The following is a 20403-nucleotide window of genomic DNA, read 5'->3' on the forward strand; positions in this document are numbered from 1 at the left end:
GCGGAGTTTACCAGAGCCTTTACTAACTAGCAAAAGGAGAAGGATGACATGTTTAAAAAGAAAAAAGGGTTAATTCTATCATTAACAGTTGCGTCTAGTATTCTATTAGCAACTGGCTGCGGTGGGACAGAAAAAAGTTCAACGGATTCTGGAAAAGGCAAGGACGGCGACCTTCCAGCAGTAGGTGCAACCATCTATAAATTCGATGACAACTTCATGTCTTATGTTCGTCGTGCAATGGAAACTGCAGCAGACGGAAAAGTTAACTTAATGCTGAATGACTCTCAAAATGACCAAGCCAAGCAGGTTGAACAAGTAGACACACTTATTGCAAAAGGGGCAAAATCACTGGCAATCAACCTTGTAGACCCTAAGGCAGCGCAAACGATCATTGACAAAGCAAAAGTAAAGGATATTCCTGTTATCTTCTTTAACAAAGAGCCAGATGCAAGTGTATTAAAAGGATACGAAAAAGCTTACTATGTCGGAACAACGTCATCTGAATCAGGTGTGCTTCAAGGTGAACTAATCGCTAAGGCTTGGGAAGCGAATAAGGAAAAATGGGATAAAAATGGTGATGGCAAGCTTCAGTACGTTTTATTAAAAGGTGAACCAGGTCACCCAGATGCAGAAGCGCGTACTAAATTTGTTGTGGATACCTTGAAGGAAAAAGGAATTGCGGTAGATGAACTAGCTCTTGATACAGGTATGTGGGATGCAATGAAAGCAACAGAAAAAATGGATGCTTGGATTGCAAAATACAACGAAAATATCGAATTTGTTATTGCAAACAACGATGGTATGGCATTGGGTGCCATTGCTTCTCTTGAAAAAGCAGGGTACTTCTCAGGTGATAAGTTTATGCCAGTTGTAGGTGTAGACGCGATTCCAGAAGCACTTGAAATGATTGAAAAAGGGAAAATGGTAGGATCTATCTTAAATGATGCGAAAAACCAAGGTGCAGCCACAGTTCAACTAGCTGCAAATGCTGCAAACGGTAAGGATGTATTAGAAGGAACTGAGTGGAAGCTAGACGACGCTAAAGCGGTTCGTGTACCTTACATCGAGGTTACAAAAGAAAATATCCAAATCGGTAAAGATGCTTATAAATAGAAAAGCGGAAGCGCCTAGTCCGAGGATAGCCTCTATGGCGCTCCTCGAACAAAGGAAAAGGATACATTATTCTTTTCCTTCGTTCGGGGCAATGTTTCAAGATAATTATTTGAAACAGGACTGATGAAATCAAATTTTATTTTTATAAAAAATGCATGTTAAATGGTTAGGCAAGGAGGTTTAAGCATGTCAGAGGCAAGTTCAGCCAATTTACTTGAAATGATTAATTTAACAAAAAGATTTCCTGGCGTCATTGCTCTTAACAACGTTTCCCTAAAAGTGAAGGCAGGGTCAGTGCATGCCTTAATGGGTGAGAATGGTGCTGGAAAATCAACCTTAATGAAGTGCTTATTCGGTATCTATTCTATGGATGAAGGAAAAATCCTGCTGGACGGAAAAGAGGTTTTATTTGCGAATTCTAAGCAAGCCCTTGAAAACGGAGTTTCAATGGTCCACCAGGAACTGAACCAAGTCCGTCAGCAAAATGTAATGGATAATATTTGGCTGGGAAGGTATCCGAAAAAAGGGATCTTTATTGATGAAAAAAAGATGTATGAGGATACCGCAGCCATTTTTAAAAGTTTGGACATCAATATTGACCCGAGAAGCAAAGTAGGAAGCTTGTCAGTCTCAGAGATGCAGATGGTGGAAATTGCAAAAGCTGTTTCTTATCATTCAAAGCTCATTGTGATGGATGAACCCACTTCCTCTCTTACTGAAAAGGAAGTAAATCATTTATTTACCATTATTAGAAAGCTGCAAAGTGATAACGTAGCGATTATCTATATTTCACACAAAATGGAGGAAATTTTAAAAATCTCCGATGAAGTGACAATCATGCGTGACGGTCAGTATATTGCAACGAAAAGTGCGAAGGAATTAACAACGGACGAAATCATTAAGCTCATGGTTGGCCGTGACCTATCACAGCGGTTCCCAGAAAAGATCAATCAACCTGGAGATGTAACCTTAAAAGTTAAGGATTTAACAGCTGAAACGGAAGGATCCTTTACCAATATCAATTTTGGGTTAAGAAAAGGAGAAATCCTAGGGGTTGCCGGTTTAGTAGGCTCCAAACGTACAGAGGTTATGGAGGCGCTATTCGGTATCAGAGGTATAAAGTCAGGAAGTATTGAATTAAATGGAAAGGTTGTCCAAAATCACACGCCGCAGCATGCAATCAAAAATGGCTTTGCACTAGTGACGGAAGAAAGACGGACAACAGGCATTTACCCAGAGCTGAGTATTAGCTTTAACTCGATTATTGCCAACCTGCCTCAGTATCGAAAAGGGTTGTTTCTATCAGAAAGCAAAGTTCATGATGATACAAAATGGGTAATCGATTCAATGAAGGTAAAGACGCCATCACAAAAAACGCCAATCGGAAGCCTTTCGGGTGGTAACCAGCAGAAGGTAATCATTGGCCGCTGGCTGCTAACAAAACCGGAAGTACTATTGTTGGATGAACCAACAAGGGGGATTGACGTTGGGGCAAAATTTGAAATTTACCAGCTAATTAACGAATTAGCAGCTGAAGGAAAAGGAATTATCATGATTTCTTCAGAAATGCCTGAACTTCTTGGGGTTACAGACAGAATCTTAGTAATGAGTAATGGAAGAGCAGCCGGAATCGTAGAAACAAAGACAACCACGCAAGAAGAAATTATGCGACTGGCAGCGTTGTATTAGGAGGAGAAGCAAAATGAATACTCAGGCCGTAAAAAAGTCTAATGTTGTAAAATGGCTGTTTGATAATGTTATATATGTATTTTTAATTCTACTAGTAATTGGGATTGTCATTGCATCTCCTGACTTTTTATCCATGACCAACTTGGTTAATATCCTAAGTCAGTCATCTTCAAGGATTATTATTGCACTTGGGATAGCAGGTATCCTGATTTTAGGCGGGACAGACTTATCTGCCGGGCGGATGGTCGGACTTGCAGCAGTAGTCTCCGCTTCGCTGCTTCAAGCAGGTGATTATGCTTATAAAATGTATCCAAACCTTCCAGAATTGCCTTTGTTTATTCCAATCTTAATTGCAATGGCTGTAACAGGACTATTTGGAACTTTAAATGGTTTTATCGTCTCAAAGTTTCACGTACCGCCATTTATTGCCACACTAGGTATGATGATTGGTGTTTATGGCGTCACTTCCATTTACTTTGACCGTCCGCCATATGGTGCGCAGCCAATTGGGGGATTAAGTGAGAGCTTTACAACCTTTGCGCAAAAGGGAATTAAAATAGGTCAATATGAATTTCCATACCTGATCCTATATGCAATTGCCTTTTCCATCATTATTTGGGTGGTTTGGAATAAAACACAGCTTGGTAAAAATATGTACGCAATCGGCGGAAATGCTGAAGCAGCAAAGGTTTCTGGTGTTAACGTTGCAAAAAATATCATTATCATTTATATGATTGCCGGTCTGCTGTATGGATTCTCAGGTACATTAGAGGCTGGGCGTGTTGGAAGTGCAACCAACAACACCGGTAATATGTACGAGTTAGATGCCATCGCAGCCTGCGTGGTCGGCGGAGTATCACTTTCAGGAGGGATTGGTACCGTTCCAGGAGTAATAACAGGAGTACTAATCTTCCAGGTAATCAACTATGGTTTAGCTTTCCTTGGTGTAAGTCCATACATTCAATTTATCGTTAAGGGAGCTATTATCATCGTTGCCGTAGCTTTTGATATGCGGAAGCATGCGAAGAAAAAATAAGGGTAAAGGGCATTCCTTCAGTGGGGATGCCCTTTTGTGTTGGTTTTTCCATATTTTTAACCTCCACTTTATAAACACAGCGGAGTCGTTACGCTCCACTTCCTGATCACGCCGACTTTTCGCTGTATTTTCTTACATACACAGCTTATTGTATGAAACGCGTTTCAGGTCAAGCGATTATGGAGGTTTTTTTAAAATCTAAACTGTTTGCCGCTCGATTAATCTAACCAAGACCTCATCTTGAGAATTTTTTGTGTTATCAAGTGCTTGAAGAAACAGCCTTTTTCCCACTTCAATTAATGGAATCTCAAGTGTAGTAATGTTCATTATTTTTGCTATTGGTTGATTATCGAAACCAATAATGGCAAGCTCTTCAGGTACGGCAATGTTTTGTTCCTTACAGCAGATTAATATTCCAGCCGCAACTTGGTCACTGGTTACCAATAGAGCAGAAGGTGGATTCTCCATGTTTATTAAACGTTGTACTACCCGTTCACCATCTTCGAAATGATAGCAATCATAGAATATATAATTCGGTTCATATAGTTTATTGTTTTTCATAAGAAAATCTTTGTAAGCCAAATCTCTTTGCTGACTATTAGAACCAGAATTTCTCCCAATACAATAACCAATATTATGATGACCTTTAGCTTGTAAATACTCCAAGGCTTTAAAAAAGGTTTTATAATGGTCAATATAGGTGGATGAAACTTGTTTACCACGTGTGTCTTCACATAAAATAATTGGGCCAAAGGAGTTAAACTCATCTAACAGGTCCCAACCGCAAATTCTTGAACATATTATTAATCCATCTATCTGTTTATGTTTTAACATCATTAATGCTTCGAGCTCTCTTTGTAACTCGTAATTAGTTTGGATTAGAACTAAATTATAATTATTTTTTACGGCTTCATTAGCGATTCCTTCTACTAATAAGGCAAAATAGGGATGATTTGTAAACGGGACTACAACCCCTATAAGGAATGTTCTACCTTTACTTAAATGAACAGCATTAATATTTTGCTGATAGTTACTTTTCTCGATGGCATTCTTAACTGCATTCTTTTTTTCCTCACTAACATATGGGTGATTATTTAATACACGAGAGACTGTTGTTACTGAAACACCAGCCATCTTTGCTATATCCTTAATATTGGCCATAATCTCACCTCACTAAAAATAGTAGCATATTGTTCTTAACAATTGCCAAGGCTTCATTCTACAACGGGAATAAGATAAACTAGAAGAAACTGTCGTTTAAAGGATTGTGATTGTCAATGTGTTTAATCTTGTTTGCTTATAAGGTTCATCCAAAATACAAGCTAATGGTTTCGGCTAATCGAGATGAGTTTTACCAAAGACCAACAGCTCCGGTCCATTTTTGGGACGACGATCCTGAAATCCTTGCTGGACGGGATTTAGAAAAAATGGGAACTTGGATGGGTATGACCAAATCGGGGCGGTTTGCAGCGTTGACCAATTATCGAAATCCAAAGGAGATTACGGAGGGAAAACGCTCGAGAGGAGAATTAGTGGCAAATGCCCTGCAGTACAAAGGCGATATAAAGGAGTATATGGAGAGTCTAGTTAGAAATAATGACTCTTATCCTGGATATAACCTGTTAGCTGGGGAGGGTGATGAGCTATACTATTATTCCAATGTTGGACAGAAGTTAATAAAAGTGGCTCCGGGGATTTATGGTGTTAGCAATCATTTACTTAATACAGAATGGCCAAAAGTACAAGCAGGGAAAGAAGGGTTAGCCGCTATTTTGAATAGTAATCAAGAGGATTATGTTGAGCCTCTTTTAACGCTTCTTCAAAAAGCAGACCAGGCGCCAGATGAAAAACTGCCTCAAACGGGGGTTTCATTAGAATTTGAAAGAATGCTTTCACCGATGTTTATCAAGAGTGAAGGATATGGTACAAGGAGTTCAACTGTTTTATTAATGGATGAAAAAGAGATTCACTATGTGGAACGAGTTTTCACTTTTAACGAGGTTAATACTCAAAAATATACAATTAAATTGAAATAAAAAACTAATCAAACGTTTGATTAGATCGGTTGCTAAACTAATCAAACGTTTGATTAATAGAATTCATGCAGGAAAACTATCGCTAGGATTCAGTAGTTTCTTTATCGGGAGCAGCCTTATCGGACTCCACTTTTTTAGTTCCTTTGCTGACATAAGGTTTAGCATTTTTAGCCTTTTTAGCACCAACCTGCCAACGATTCCAGCCTTTCTTACCTGTTCCTCTGCCTATTCCACTTTTCGCTTTTGCTTTTGGCATCTAACCACTCCATCATAATTGAAAACAGGCTTTTTCTGAGAAAGGTTATTGAGTTTTGTTCTCAAAAAAACCTAACGCAAATTTAATGCCCTCTTCAATTTCATTTGTATCATAACCTTGTAAATCTTCATGAGTAATTTCCAGGGTTGTTCTTGATAATGAATAGCCGCTGTCTAAATTAATATCAAGAAGGACCTCAAACCCATTTGCGGTATTCTTAATATCAATAATATCATAATCAAGTATCGGTGCTCCCGTTTGGTACTCTATTGGTTCTAACTCTGACATTATCATACCTCCATGTTTACTTCTAGTATATATTCGAACATAGGTTATACAGAAAGGGGAACATTTATTTATCCTTCGTCACAAACGATAAAACAAAGATGGGAAAGTAATTGATATTTTGTCTAATGACATAATGTTTTCAATAGGTATAATTAATATTAACTGAATATTTACATAACTATAATAAAAGAGACTCCAAGTTTAACACCAATTAAAAGGAGTGATTTACATGCAGCGGCAAAAGCTATTAATTAATGGAGAGAGATTAAAGAATGAGCTTGAACGGTTTGCTAACTTTGGCAGGACGGAAAACAATGGTGTAACCCGGCTGTCGTTATCTGAGGAAGATCGGGCAGCTAGAGACTTTTTTCGAGCATGCTGTGAGGAAATTGGCTTAACTGTTAAGGTTGATGACATGGGCTGTGTGTATGCAACATTAGAGGGTGCTGAGAATAAACCTCCTATACTAATTGGCTCCCATTTGGATTCGGTTAAAAAAGGCGGAAGATTTGATGGTGTGCTTGGGGTATTAGCTGGATTAGAAGTAGTTAGAACACTCGTAGAAAATAAGATTAAGCCTCGCGTCCCAATTACGATTGTTAACTTTACAAATGAAGAGGGTGCAAGGTTCGAGCCTTCGATGATGGCATCTGGAGTACTTTCAGGTAAATTTGATAAGAATGTAATGTTGAAAAAGAAAGACTCGGCGGGAATTACTTTTGAAGAAGCATTGAAAGGAATTGGATATGAAGGCGCGATTGAAAATCGTCTAAAAGAGGGTTCTGCGTTTTTAGAATTGCATATTGAACAAGGACCGATTCTTGAAAAAGAAGCCCTTTCAATTGGTGTCGTGGAATGTGTGGTAGGCATGGCATGCTTTGATATTGAAATAACTGGTGAATCCGATCATGCCGGAACGACACCGATGAGTATGAGAAAAGATGCGCTTTTTGCTGCCAATAATCTAATTAATGAGATTCGCAGGGTATTAGGAGCGCTAAATGAAGAATTAGTATTTACCATTGGCAGGGTGAATGTGTATCCGAGTATTCATACCGTCATTCCAAACAAGGTCGTATTTTCACTAGAGGCCAGACATAAAAATCCGGAGATTGTTCGTACTTTTAAAAATTTTGTTGAAAATCTTCCTAACTTAGGTTTAAACGAGGGCTGTGAGGTACAGACTACGAAGCTGTGGGAGCGGGATACCGTTTGGTTTAATACAGATATTGTAAACCAATTAGAAAAATCGGCACAGTCACTAGGTTATAGCAATAAAAGAATGGTCAGCGGTGCGGGACACGATGCCCAATTTATTGCCAGCTATGTTCCTTCAGCAATGCTGTTTGTTCCGAGTTTTAATGGGAAAAGTCATTGTGAAGAAGAATTAACTACATGGGAAGAGTGTGAAAAAGGCGTAAATGTTCTGTTAGATACCGTACTAGCATTGCTATCCAAATAAATAGGAGGAGACACCAGAATTCATTCGGTGTCTCTTTTTGTTGGAAAGGGTGTTTTCTAATAGTATCTAAATGGGGCAAGGAGGATTCGCCTTTAATTGGTGGTCTTGAGGACAAATCGCGCGGTCCGTCGGTAAGATAAGTCCTTAATAAAGGGTCTTGAGGACAAATCCGCGAGGGCCATCAGAAGGATTAGTCCTTAATACAGGGTCTTGAGGACAAATCCGCGCGGGCCGTCGGAAGGATTAGTCCTTAATACAGGGTCTTGAGGACAAATCCGCGCGGGCCGTCGGAAGGATTAGTCCTTAATATAGGGTCTTGAGGACAAATCCGCGCAGGCTGTCAGAAGGATTAGTCCTTAATATGAAGAGGAATACCTTTATTAGAATAGTTTATTTTCTATCATATTTGGCTACAAAAAATTTGTATCTGCGTTCCTAATTAAATTGAACAACTATTTTAAAAATTCTTTGCAGTTTTGAGTAGAATTTTGTATATTGATATAGGGAATATTGTAGAAATAAACTTATTGTAACAACGTTTATTTTAAAAAAACAATATATTATTAATAATTTTTGTAAAATTTGGACTATCACTTCCTTTTTATACAATTATTGGAGGACTTTCATGGAACGAAAATTACCATTAAAAGAAATTATTGCCTTAGGCTTTTTTATGTTCGCCTTATTTTTAGGTGCTGGAAATATTATTTTCCCGCCATTACTTGGACAGCAAGCTGGTGAATCTCTTTTGTCAGCTATGATTGGATTTTTAGTGACGGGTGTTGGATTGCCGCTTTTGGCTGTCTTTACAATTGCGAGATCAGGCGGGGATCTAAATGACTTATCTAATAGAGTACATCCGGCATTCGCTAAGGTCTTTCCGGTTATTATTTATTTAACAATTGGGCCATTTTTCGGAATACCTCGAACCGGTACCGTAACCTATGAGATAGGTGTTGCACCATTCCTATCAAATGAAAGCAGCATGGGATTATTTATTTCAACCTTTGTATTTTTCGTTATCACCTTTTGGCTGGCACTTAACCCGGCAAAGCTAGTAGATCGTGTGGGGAAAATTCTTACTCCGGTACTTTTACTATTAATCGTAGTGATCTCAATAAGAGGATTTTCTTCACCGATTGGTTCCATTGGTGAGGCGGTAGGAAAATACAGAGATGGAGCGTTTTTTGGCGGGTTTGTTGAAGGCTATTTAACAATGGACGCAATTGCTGCTCTTGTTTTTGGCGTTGTGGTGATTAATCGAGTCCAAGAAATGGGAATAAAGACAGCATCCGTTATTCGTTCTTATACGATTAAGGCAGGGATCATTGCAGGGATTGGGTTATCGTTTGTCTATATTTCCTTATCATATATTGGTGCCACCAGTGTTGAGGGTGTTGGGATACAGGAAAATGGCGGGGATATTCTTTCTTCTGTTACATCACTGTTATTTGGTCCTTTCGGCTCCATCATTCTTGCGTTGGTTATTACCGGAGCGTGTTTAACCACTTCAGTAGGTCTGGTTGCTGCATGTAGTGAATATCTAAGTCAACGATTTACTAGATTTTCCTATCCTGTTGTCGTGACCATACTTTGTTTATTTAGTTTCACAATGGCAAATCTAGGATTAAGTCAATTAATTTCTGTGTCAATACCACTCCTAATCAGTATTTATCCGATTGCGATTGTCCTAGTGGTATTATCCTTACTACACTCCTATATACCGGTCTCGAGGGCTGTTTATATAGGTGCAATAGTAGGTGCTGGAATTATTAGCATTTACGATGGTTTTACCACTGCAGGTATTGAAGTAGCACCCATTTCGACAGCACTCACCTTCATTCCACTTTACACGAATGGATTAGGATGGCTGCTCCCAAGTATATTGGGCGGACTGCTAGGTGGGACCAGGGGGACGGTTCTTTTGGCCTTTTCTGGAAGGAAAAGTTAAGGGACTAGGGGGACGGTTCTATCGGTCTTTTTTGATGGAAAAGTGAATCGAAAAAACCATAAGACCCGTCCTAACGGGTTCCATTATAGTAAATTTGAATATAAAAAGGCAGCCGTACTGGCTGTCTTTTTTGCATAATGCCTTAATTGCTTGTTAAAACGAAATAATACAGGTATCGTTCATCATTCCTTCTCAATTCCTTTTTGAGGGAAGTGTTGTAAAATAATAGAAAAAGGTGTAAAATTACACTAAATACATATGAAAATTTTTAAGGAGGGGTTTTAATGGGGAAAAATTTGCTTCCAATGTTTTTGTATTTTGGTGTAGTTCCACTTCTTATTTCATTCATCACATTAACGATTACCACAGACAATTTTTTGATTACGACGATTCTGCCGCTTATCATTGGCGGTTTGATTGCTGGATGGATTGCCAGTAGAAATCTGATTAAATCTGATGATAAAAAGGGACTTACGCTCATGTTCCTCTTACCGCTTGCTTATACTGCAGTAGCATGGGCAGTTTTTATGCTGATTAACGGCGGATTTTACGGGGCAGATTCATGGTTAGTTTATGCTATTTTACATATAGCCATGGCGCCTATCTTTTTTATGACGATGCTAATGGGCGAGGGAAGATTGTTTCTATGGGCGCCATTAACCTATGAAGCAGCATTTGTATCTGGTGTTTTCTTATCACTCCTCATCAAAAGGGTCCGCCCCGCTTTTAACAAGAGGCAAATGATGACGGTATTAACCGTATTCGTCCTGGCGATTGGTACAGGGGCTGGTGTTCAGTGGCAGCGGAGTAAGACAGTTCTGCCATCCTACGGATTTGAGTATGGCGGCGGCTATTCTTCTACAGATTTAACACCCTATGACGTAACAAATCCAGCTAATATCCTGCCTGAATTAGAATCTCCTACTACTTTTACGATAAAGAATTCTAGTGAAATGCCTATATTAGACGGAGCAGAAGCCGCATATCCTGTCTATTCTGCTTTTGCTAACACAGTTTATGAAAACATTAGTAATGTGGATAATGTAATGGACATTGTGAGCTTCACAAATACAATTTACTCCTATGAACGACTCTTGTCTGGTGAAGTGGACATCTACTTTGGTGCAGAACCTTCGAAAGAACAGCAGGAAATGGCTGAAAGGCAGGGAAAGGAACTGGTCATGACGCCCATTGGCAAGGAGGCATTTGTCTTTTTTGTTAATCCAGATAATAAAATAGATAGTTTAGACGTCTCCGAGATTCAGAGCATTTATTCTGGGAAAATTAAAAACTGGTCAGAGCTTGGTGGAAAGAATGAAAGAATAGTAGCTTTTCAACGTCCAAAAAACTCTGGCAGTCAAACGCTGCTGGAAAAGATTATGGGTGATACGCCAATCATGGAGCCTTTGAAGGAAGATGTTCCAGAAGGAATGGGCGGGATTATTGAACAAGTTGCCGACTACCGAAATTACGATAATTCAATTGGATTCTCATTCCGTTTTTTTGCAACAGGAATGAGAGATAGTAAAAATATTAAACTACTTGCAATCGATGGTGTCGAACCAACACCTGAGAATATTTCGAGCGGAAAATATCCTTTTACTGCTAACCTTTATGCTATAACATTAAAGGACAACGCTAACACCACAATTGAACCCTTTTTGGAGTGGATGAAGGGGCCACAAGGCCAAGAGATTATTGGGAAAATTGGTTATATAAAAAATTAAAACTTTAGTGGAGGATGAGTATATGAAAAAGGTAAGATGGGGAATTTTAAGCACCGCTAAAATAGCTCAAAAATCATTAATTCCCGCATTTGGACGTGCGCAAAATGCTGTGGTCACAGGCATTGCCTCTAGCAGTGGAAGAGCTGAAGAGGTTGCGGCGCAATTTAATATAGCAAAGTCATACAGCAGCTATGAAGAAATGCTGCAAGATCCAGAAATAGACGCAGTCTATATCCCGCTGCCAAACCATTTACATAAAAAGTGGACGATTGAAGCGGCCAAACATGGAAAGCATATTTTATGTGAAAAGCCAGCTTCCTTAACAGCAGAGGAAACGAAAGAAATGGTTGAGTTCTGCCGAGAGAAAAATGTTAAATTTATGGAAGCTTTTATGTATCAATTTCATCCACAGCATGAAAGAGTGAGAGAAATCATCAAAAGCGGTGAGATTGGTGAAGTTAAATTCATGCGCGCTAGCTTTTCATTTTTCCTTGCCCAGCCAGAAGGCAATGTTAGAATGGACTCAGATAAAGGAGGAGGAAGTCTTTATGATGTTGGCTGTTATGCCATTCATTCAATTCGGAAAATATTAGGTGCTGAGCCGATAGAAGTGGATGTTCACGCCAATATCGATTCGGACTATCAAGTAGATACCTCTGCCTTTGGTTATATGAAAATGGAAAATGGCGTTCATGCTCATTTTGATTGCAGCTTTGATATGGTGTTTAGAGCAGAATATGAAGTAATAGGGACTGAGGGTCAGATAAAGGTTCCAAGAGCATTCCGTCCAGATAATAATGGTGGAGAAGGGTTAGTCATTGTACAAAAAGAAGGAGTAACAAGAGAAGAGAAAATAGTTGCTGATATTTATAAAGAAGAGGTTGAGCATATCTCAAGAGTGATCTTAGAGGATGGCGAACCTTCTTATACAGGAGAAAATGCTATTCAAAATATGCGTGTCATTGAGGCCTGTTATCAATCGATTAAAACAGGAAATATTATTAAATTAGTATAATAATAAAGCAGCATAATTCCTATGAATTCTAAGGGGTTGTGCTGTTTTTCTATGTATTAATTTCCAATACAAACATAGTGTTTTACCACTTTAGCAAGAAATAGTATTATAGGTAGAGGCAGAATTTTCGAAAGATTAAAGAAAGGGGGAACTGAGCGTGGCAACACTTTTAGAAATGAAAAATATTACGATCGAATTTCCGGGTGTAAAAGCGTTAAACGAAGTATCTTTTTCGACAGAGACAGGGACTACTCATGCTCTTATTGGTGCCAACGGAGCTGGTAAATCAACACTCATGAAGGTTCTCTCAGGAGCTTATCATCATTATACTGGTGAAATATATATGGATGGAAAACAAGTTACGATTCAATCGCCGAAGGATGCCCAAAAACTTGGTATTCAAATTGTTTACCAAGAAGTCGATACGGTACTTGTTCCATATTTAACGGTTGGAGAAAACATCATGCTGAATGAAACCGTTAATGATATGGGTAAAAAGCAATTTGTCAGCTGGAAGCATATACACGAAAAAGCTTCGAGCATCCTAGCCAGCATTCATGTGAATATCTCATCAAAGACATTGGTAAGTGAATTAACATTAGCTGAAAAACAGATGGTGATTATTGCAAGGTCCTTGGTCAAGCAATGTAAATTTCTGATTTTGGATGAGCCGACTGCGCCGTTAAGTCACTCAGAAACGAATGAATTGTTTCGGATTGTTAGGGATTTAAAAAGCAGAAATGTCGGAATTATTTTTATTTCACATCGTCTTCCCGAGTTATTTGAGATTTGTGATGAGATCACGGTCATGAAAAATGGTGAATTTGTCAGTAAGGAAAAGATTGCCGAAACTTCTCAAAATAGAGTAGTAGAGTATATGCTCGGAGAAAAGTTAGAGGAACAATTTCCTAAATCTAAAGTGGAAATCGGAAATAATGTCCTAGAGGTAAAAGGACTTTATGATACCGGGATGATTAAGAATTTTACTATGCACGTCAATGCAGGTGAAATTGTCGGAATTGCCGGACTTGTAGGTGCAGGGAAATCCGAGCTTTGTAAGGCGTTATTTGGTGCTTCAAAAGTTACCGCAGGTGAATTGAAAATTAAGGGGAAAAAGGTACGTATTAAAGACCCGAATCAGGCAGTAAAACACGGTTTGGCCTTTGTACCAGAGGAAAGAAGAAAAGAAGGAATATTGGTTATTGAGACTGTAGCTACTAATCTCACTGCTGCCAGCTTGGGGAAGTTTTCTAAGTTTTTGAGCCTCCTTGACTTCAAGGGTGAAAAGAAAATTTCGAGTCAGATGATCACTAGTCTAGGAATCAAGACACCATCAGTAGAAACAAGGGTTCAAAACCTATCAGGAGGAAATCAACAAAAAGTCGCGATTGGAAAATGGCTGATTGCAGACGCAGAGGTTTACATATTTGATGAACCCACTAAGGGTGTAGATGTCGGGGCGAAGAAGGATATCTTTGAACTTATATCTGAATTAGCAAAACGCGGCAAATCTATTATTTATGCATCATGTGAATTCTCGGAAATTTTAGGAATTACTGACCGTGTTTATGTTGTTTATGATGGACAAGTGGCCAAAGAGCTAGCAACAAATACAACGAATGAAGAGGAACTATTGTTCTTGTCAACAGGAGGGAAGTAGCATGAGCGAAACAAATCTAGTTCAGAAAAAGGCACCTTCAAAAAAGGGTTTTGAATTATTTGATTTTTTATACAAATACGGTACTATTATTACAATCCTAGCGTTAATGGTGGTTTTTTCGATTACGAGTCCAGCCTTTATGGATGGCGCAAATATTATTAATATTCTAAGGTCCATTTCGATTGTAACCATTATTGCGGTTGGGATTACCATTTCCTTATCGGTTGATGGATTTGACTTATCTGTAGGTTCTACTGTTTCACTGACAAATGCAGTTGTGATTTCGATGTTTGTATGGTTTTCGCAAAACATCATCGTGGCACTATTAGCAGCGATTGGAGCCGCACTTGTAGTGGGTGCATTTAACTCGTTTATGATCGTAAAGGTACGAATTCCTGATATGCTAATGACCTTGGCAACAATGTTTATCATTCAAGGGATTGCATTAACTTATACAAAAGGGGCAACCGTATCGCAAAACATGGTGATGCCGGATGGAACATTCTCAACGGGTACGATTCCAGAAGCCTTTTCAAAAATCGGACAGGTACCATGGATTATTATCATCATGATTGTCGTGGTTCTTATTGTCCATATTTTTCTGAATTATACAAAACATGGACGATACATGTATGTGATTGGCGGAAACAAAGAAGCAGCTAGATTATCTGGAATTCCAGTTAACAAATATAAAATTGCAGCGTATCTCATGTCTGCCACATTTGCAGCCATAGGCGGTATTGTACTTGCATCGCGTGTCATGACAGCGGAAATTAACTCAGGTGCGCCATATTTAATGGATGCAGTAGCAGCTGCTTTTATTGGGTCATCCGTTTTAGGTGCAGGCAAACCAAATGCTTTTGGTACCTTCGTTGGAGCTGTATTAATTGGGATTCTGCAAAATGGTCTAGTGATGATGTCTGTTCCGTATTACGCAATGGATATCGTTAAGGGGACGGTTCTAGCTCTCGCACTTGCATTAACATACTATAAAAAGAAATAATTTGGAGGGGTTTGTAATGAAGGATTTCACAGTTGAATATTTCACCATGACGGAACAAGACGCGAGTGAATATGCAAAAGCAATTAAACTTTTTCCAGAAGAAGCGGAATTGACTTGTAAAGAAATTGGTGATGGTAACTTAAACTATGTTTTTAAAATAGAAGATGTAAAAAACAATCAGTCTATCATTATTAAACAAGCGGGACCAGTGGCCCGGATCTCTGACGAATTTAAGCTTTCACCAGATCGGAATCGGATTGAAAGTGAAATTCTAGGACTCCAATACAAACTAGCACCTGGTTTTGTACCAAAAGTATACAACTATGATCCAATTATGAACTGCACGGTAATGGATGATTTATCTGATCACGAGATTATGAGAACGGCTCTATTAAAACATAAGAAATTCCCTTTGTTTGCTGACCATATTTCTACTTTTCTAGTAAATACTTTATTATTAACATCTGATGTAGTGGTGGGACATAAAGAAAAGAAAGAGCTGGTTAAGCAATTCATCAACCCAGAGCTTTGTGAAATAACGGAGGATTTGGTTTATACAGAACCGTTTTATGATTGCCCTCGAAATGAAATCTTTGAAGGATCGAAGGAGTTTGTAAAAGAAAACATTTGGAATGATAAGAAATTAGTACTTGAAAGTGCAAAATTAAAATTTGAGTTTCTGACAAATGCACAGTCATTACTGCATGGCGACCTTCACACGGGATCTATTTTTATAAAAGAAGATTCTACCAAGGTAATTGATCCTGAATTCGCTTTTTATGGACCAGCCGGCTATGATATCGGAAATGTTATTGCCAATCTCATTTTTGCCTATGCGAATGGAAAGTTTACCATTGATGATGAAGAGGCTAGAGATGAGTATTTAAATTATCTTGTCACAACCATTAAAGATGTTGTAAATTTATTTACAGATAAATTCAACAAAGCTTGGGACGAGAATGCAACAGAACGAGTGGCAGGGTATGATGGATTTAAGGAATATTATTTGGATACTATTTTAAGAGATACTGCAGCTGTAACGGGACTCGAACTTCTGCGTAGAATTATCGGGCTTGCAAAGGTGAAGGATATCACTTCCATTGAGGACACTGAAGCTAGAGTGCTGGCAGAAACCATTTGTATAACCGTTGGAAAAACATTTATTTTGAATCGAGAGTCGATTAAAACAGGTGCAGATTTTATTAGTGTACTTCAATCTGCCGAACTTACATCTGTGAAAGGGGTATAAGCTTTATGCAAAACCCAGTTACTGTGATACAATCCGTACGATTAGATGATGAGAATGATACATTAGTATTATTAGATCAAACAGTATTACCAAATGAAACGAATTTCCTAGAATTAAAGGAAATGGTAGATATATGGGATGCGATTTATCAATTAAAGGTTCGTGGAGCACCCGCAATCGGGATCGCTGCAGCATATGGTGCTTATTTAGGTACAAAGAAATCAACAGCAGAAACCTATGAAGCTCTTTTTGAAGACTTCAAGAAGGTGAAGAATTACTTGGCTACTTCACGTCCAACAGCTGTAAACCTATTCTGGGCATTAAATCGGATGGAGACTCGATTTAAGCAAGAAGCAGGGAAAAGTGCAGCTGAAGTGAAGGCTGCGCTTAAAGAGGAATCTGAAAACATTCGTGCGGAGGATGAAAAAATCTGTGAAGCGATTGGAGAACATGCACTATCCTTGCTTGAGCCAGGCTGGGGATTACTCACTCATTGTAATGCGGGAACCATCGCAACAGCCAAATACGGCACGGCATTAGCTCCGATTTATTTAGGACAGGAAAAAGGCTATGACTTCAAAGTTTATGCAGATGAAACGAGGCCGTTGCTTCAAGGAGCACGTCTGACTGCATGGGAGCTGCAGCAGGCTGGAGTAGATGTCACATTAATTTGTGATAATATGGCTTCCATCGTGATGAAGGAAGGAAAAATTCAGGCTGTGCTAGTCGGCTGTGACCGTGTTGCGGCGAATGGAGATGCAGCAAATAAAATTGGAACCTCTGGTGTGGCGATTCTCGCAAAGCACTACAACATTCCATTCTATGTGTGTGCGCCACTTTCCACGGTTGATTTAGAATGTCAAACAGGGGATGACATTCACATTGAATTGCGCCCTTCTGAGGAAATTACAGGTAAGTGGTATGAAAAATCCATGGCACCAGAGGGTGTGCAAACCTATAATCCTGCTTTTGATGTTACCGACCATTCATTAATCACAGGGATCGTTACAGAAAATGGAATTGCTTATGCACCATATACAGAAAGCCTTCCGAAAATGTTTAAAAAATAAACGATAAAAAGGTACATCACTAAGATTAGTGGTGTACCTTTTTATTTTGATAAGACCTCTAAATGAATCTTTAAAACAACAAACAACTTACTGTGTTTTTCAAGTGCTCATCGTTCTACCATCTGAGGAGGTTCTTCCATCCATCCGTTCTTAATCATGATCTTTGCACCTTCATGGGCATATTCGAAAATATCTTTCGTAAAAGCGGCATTTTTTGCAGCCAAGTCGTTTCGTAAACTAAAAGCAGTTCCTACGGCATTACCTCCCATAGAAAAACTACAAAACATACTGGTACAATACATCATAAGCTTATCGGAAAACGGAGGAACTGTTGAACGCGTCGCATTTCCGCCAGAAGGAGAGGGTGTTTGGATACTATCTTCGAGAAATGTTTCAGTCATTTCTTTAATAATACTTTTGGAGAGTTCAGCGCCTTTTGTAAAAAACTTTTTCACTTCTGATTTATTGGCACATTGAGCAAAACCAGTAATCATTTGTAATCCAGTCGCATTTGATTCAATACCATGAAAAATATAAGCAACCTCTACCGTATTTAAGGTTCTCTTGTTACCAATTTTAGTAAATGGATTAAGTCCACCCAAATATTTTGTTTCTTTAACAAATTCAACCGAGGTAGGCATAGAAACATATGGAGGCCTAGCCAGCATCCCTTTTTCAATCAAATATTGTGTACAAGAATTGTAATATGTTTGGGTAATGGCGGTAAGCTCCTTAAAAAGCATGACAATATCTTCACGATATACCATGTTTATATTTAGCGTATGCAACCCCATGCTAATCTCTTGTAGTAACCGTACAAACATGATGTCAAAACCATTATCATATAGCTTAGGCACATCTTTGTTAACATCTTCAGAAGTAAACCCAACAGGGATTACAGCCCCTTCACTTTTGAAAATATTTGTTATTTTGCCAACGTAAGGATCAATTTCATTGTATAAATCAGTCATGATTGTTTTGGCTTTTTCATCGTCAGCTTTTTCAATAAAGTATTCCAGCATTCGCAAAATCATCGTTTTCTCTTGGTATGTAAGCCATAGAACTCCAAGTTCGGATGAAGTTATTGCAGGTTTCTCAGGCATACTGCATTCCTCCTAGATTTATTCTTCTTTATTGTGCCCTGCCAATGATACAATACCCTAAAAAAATTTACTTACTTTGATATTGTGCTTGGCTTTTTTAGTGAATTCCAATAAGAACCTCATATCTCTTGGAGAATTGGTAAATAATATCCAAGAGGTGACAGGATGGAAAAGGATAAATTAAAACTCACATCTTCAGAAATAGGAACTTTGTGGGCAGAGTATGTAAACGGAACAGCGGTTGATACTGTAAATAGATATATGTACTCAATAATTGAGGATGAGTCAATAAAAGCCATTTTTGAGGATGCTCTCAAAACTTTCGAAAAGCAAAAGAAACAAATCGTTACTTTTTTGGAGAACGAGAAATTTTCAGTTCCAATTGGATTTAATGAATTTGACCTCTTTAAAGGTAAACCGAGATTGTTCACGGATATATTTTGCCTGAATTATTTACATATCATGACATTACATGGTTTGCTAGGTCACTCTACTTCGTTGGCTGTTTCTGTTAGAGAAGATTTACGGTATTTTTACGACTCCTGTGATAATGATGGGAAAAGGATGTATCATCAAACAATTGATTTATTGCTTGAGAAAGGAAGTTTTCAGAGAGACCCTTTATTTTATCCAACTAAAAACCCTGAATATGTTTCCAGTCAAGATTTCATAGATGGATTTTTCGGAAAGGGTAGAACGTTAGCTGCAACAGAGATCATAAGTATTTCTTTAAACCTTAAAAAGAGTATAATGACAAAAACTCTGTCAATCGCATTCAGTCAAGTTGCTCAAACAAAAGAAGTAAGGAAATTTTTAGAGGATTCCCAGAATACGGCTGATGGACAAATAAAATTATTTTCAAAAATAATGCAATCGGATAATTTACCAGTCCCTAAGTCCTGGGAAACAGAAGTGACAACTTCTACGGACTCTCCTTTTTCCGATAAGTTAATGCTATATCATATTGGTTTCTTATTCCAAGCTGCACAAAACTATCATGGGGCAGGTTTAGCATCAGCCATGCGAATAGACCTTGTAACGGCTTATGAAAGCGTCATTCTAAAAAATCTAATGGTAACAAAGAAGTGGTTCAATATTATGGTACAAAATAAATGGTTAGAACAACCACCACTTGCTCCTAATAGAAAAGAAATTGCAAAAAAAGTGTAGCAAAACAATGACTAGGGTATATTTGAGTGAATAAGAGTCCAATTGAAAAACTAATGTGGAGCATCGCCCTTCCTGGGTTTGGGCAGTTTTTAAACGGAAAATATTTTAAAGGCACCGTTTTATTGATACTTGAATTTCTGATTAATTTACAAGCCAATTTTAATCAAATTATACTAATGAGTTTTCACGGGGAAATTGCACATGCAATAAAACATGCTGATTATCAATGGTTGATGTTTTATCCTTGTTTGTACTTTTTCTCTATGTGGGATGCTGTGAAAGATGCAGGCGGAGGGAGAGCCCCTTATTCTTTTATTCCTTATGTGTTTGCCGCATTTTTTGTAACTGTTGGATTGATTTTTTCCTCAAACTTAAAGATATTTGGAGTGTTATGGGGTCCTGTTTGGCTCCCAATGTTGTTTGTTTTTCCCGGAATAATAATAGGATTAATTGTTGGTAAAATCTTAAATAAAATATTCTAAAAACCATCACTTCAATATTAAGTGGATGGTTTTTTTGCTGAATATAACAAATTTAAATACCAAATTGACTAATCATCGATAAAATAAGAATAT

18 protein-coding genes are annotated in these 20403 nt (G+C 38.3%); 14 read left to right on the forward strand and 4 right to left on the reverse strand.

The features are described from left to right. Positions 1-48 precede the first annotated feature (48 nt). From mglB to mglC, 3 genes are all read left to right on the forward strand, one after another. Positions 49-1113, forward strand: coding sequence for a galactose/glucose ABC transporter substrate-binding protein MglB (mglB, locus tag MLOOGBEN_RS17175; protein ID WP_179159489.1), 1065 nt, complete (start codon positions 49-51; stop codon positions 1111-1113). Positions 1114-1299: 186 nt separating this feature from the next. Then, positions 1300-2802 (forward strand): galactose/methyl galactoside ABC transporter ATP-binding protein MglA, encoded by a 1503-nt coding sequence (gene mglA / locus MLOOGBEN_RS17180; protein WP_179159490.1) that lies wholly within the window; start codon positions 1300-1302, stop codon positions 2800-2802. 13 nt (positions 2803-2815) lie between these two features. Continuing rightward, entirely contained in the window at positions 2816-3838 is a 1023-nt protein-coding gene (gene mglC, locus MLOOGBEN_RS17185) for a galactose/methyl galactoside ABC transporter permease MglC (protein ID WP_179159491.1), read from the forward strand. Between the two features lie 198 nt (positions 3839-4036). Here mglC and MLOOGBEN_RS17190 read toward each other — a convergent pair whose 3' ends face one another. Beyond that, positions 4037-4999, reverse strand: a complete 963-nt coding sequence (locus MLOOGBEN_RS17190) for a LacI family DNA-binding transcriptional regulator (protein WP_179159492.1) — start codon at positions 4997-4999, stop codon at positions 4037-4039. Between the two features lie 116 nt (positions 5000-5115). On the opposite strand from MLOOGBEN_RS17190, the gene MLOOGBEN_RS17195 reads away from it, so the two are divergent. Continuing rightward, on the forward strand, positions 5116-5874 hold the full coding sequence (locus tag MLOOGBEN_RS17195; protein WP_179159493.1) for an NRDE family protein: 759 nt from the start codon (positions 5116-5118) through the stop codon (positions 5872-5874). 82 nt (positions 5875-5956) lie between these two features. Here the strand turns inward: MLOOGBEN_RS17195 and MLOOGBEN_RS17200 are convergent, their stop codons facing one another. Together MLOOGBEN_RS17200 and MLOOGBEN_RS17205 are read right to left on the reverse strand one after the other, a co-directional pair. Continuing rightward, entirely contained in the window at positions 5957-6130 is a 174-nt protein-coding gene (locus MLOOGBEN_RS17200; RefSeq protein WP_179159494.1) for a DUF3934 domain-containing protein, read from the reverse strand. Between the two features lie 45 nt (positions 6131-6175). Beyond that, positions 6176-6418 (reverse strand): hypothetical protein, encoded by a 243-nt coding sequence (locus MLOOGBEN_RS17205; RefSeq protein ID WP_095247872.1) that lies wholly within the window; start codon positions 6416-6418, stop codon positions 6176-6178. 229 nt (positions 6419-6647) lie between these two features. Between MLOOGBEN_RS17205 and MLOOGBEN_RS17210 the strand changes: the two genes are divergently transcribed. The 8 genes from MLOOGBEN_RS17210 (at position 6648) to mtnA (ending at position 17555) form a co-directional block, all read left to right on the forward strand. Then, positions 6648-7880, forward strand: coding sequence for a Zn-dependent hydrolase (locus tag MLOOGBEN_RS17210; protein WP_179159495.1), 1233 nt, complete (start codon positions 6648-6650; stop codon positions 7878-7880). 625 nt (positions 7881-8505) lie between these two features. Beyond that, complete coding sequence (gene brnQ / locus MLOOGBEN_RS17215) at positions 8506-9831, forward strand: branched-chain amino acid transport system II carrier protein (protein WP_179159496.1); 1326 nt, start codon at positions 8506-8508, stop codon at positions 9829-9831. Between the two features lie 284 nt (positions 9832-10115). Continuing rightward, positions 10116-11558: a PstS family phosphate ABC transporter substrate-binding protein gene (locus MLOOGBEN_RS17220; RefSeq protein WP_179159497.1), complete on the forward strand. Its 1443-nt coding sequence runs from the start codon at positions 10116-10118 to the stop codon at positions 11556-11558. Between the two features lie 22 nt (positions 11559-11580). Beyond that, positions 11581-12573, forward strand: coding sequence for a Gfo/Idh/MocA family protein (locus MLOOGBEN_RS17225; RefSeq protein WP_179159498.1), 993 nt, complete (start codon positions 11581-11583; stop codon positions 12571-12573). Positions 12574-12748: 175 nt separating this feature from the next. Further along, on the forward strand, positions 12749-14233 hold the full coding sequence (locus MLOOGBEN_RS17230) for a sugar ABC transporter ATP-binding protein (RefSeq protein WP_179159543.1): 1485 nt from the start codon (positions 12749-12751) through the stop codon (positions 14231-14233). Position 14234: 1 nt separating this feature from the next. Continuing rightward, positions 14235-15236, forward strand: a complete 1002-nt coding sequence (locus MLOOGBEN_RS17235) for an ABC transporter permease (protein WP_179159499.1) — start codon at positions 14235-14237, stop codon at positions 15234-15236. A 16-nt stretch (positions 15237-15252) separates the two neighbouring features. Next, entirely contained in the window at positions 15253-16485 is a 1233-nt protein-coding gene (gene mtnK / locus MLOOGBEN_RS17240) for an S-methyl-5-thioribose kinase (RefSeq protein WP_179159500.1), read from the forward strand. Positions 16486-16490: 5 nt separating this feature from the next. Next, a complete protein-coding gene (gene mtnA / locus MLOOGBEN_RS17245) occupies positions 16491-17555 on the forward strand; it encodes an S-methyl-5-thioribose-1-phosphate isomerase (RefSeq protein WP_179159501.1) in 1065 nt (354 codons plus the stop codon). A gap of 107 nt (positions 17556-17662) precedes the next feature. Here mtnA and MLOOGBEN_RS17250 read toward each other — a convergent pair whose 3' ends face one another. Then, positions 17663-18658: a DUF3231 family protein gene (locus MLOOGBEN_RS17250; protein ID WP_179159502.1), complete on the reverse strand. Its 996-nt coding sequence runs from the start codon at positions 18656-18658 to the stop codon at positions 17663-17665. A 165-nt stretch (positions 18659-18823) separates the two neighbouring features. On the opposite strand from MLOOGBEN_RS17250, the gene MLOOGBEN_RS17255 reads away from it, so the two are divergent. Further along, positions 18824-19828, forward strand: a complete 1005-nt coding sequence (locus MLOOGBEN_RS17255; protein ID WP_179159503.1) for a DUF3231 family protein — start codon at positions 18824-18826, stop codon at positions 19826-19828. Between the two features lie 53 nt (positions 19829-19881). After that, positions 19882-20310, forward strand: coding sequence for a hypothetical protein (locus MLOOGBEN_RS17260; RefSeq protein ID WP_218781230.1), 429 nt, complete (start codon positions 19882-19884; stop codon positions 20308-20310). The last annotated feature ends 93 nt before the right edge of the window (positions 20311-20403 follow it).

The organism is Bacillus sp. EB106-08-02-XG196 (assembly GCF_013396335.1).
GTDB lineage: Bacteria > Bacillota > Bacilli > Bacillales > Cytobacillaceae > Neobacillus.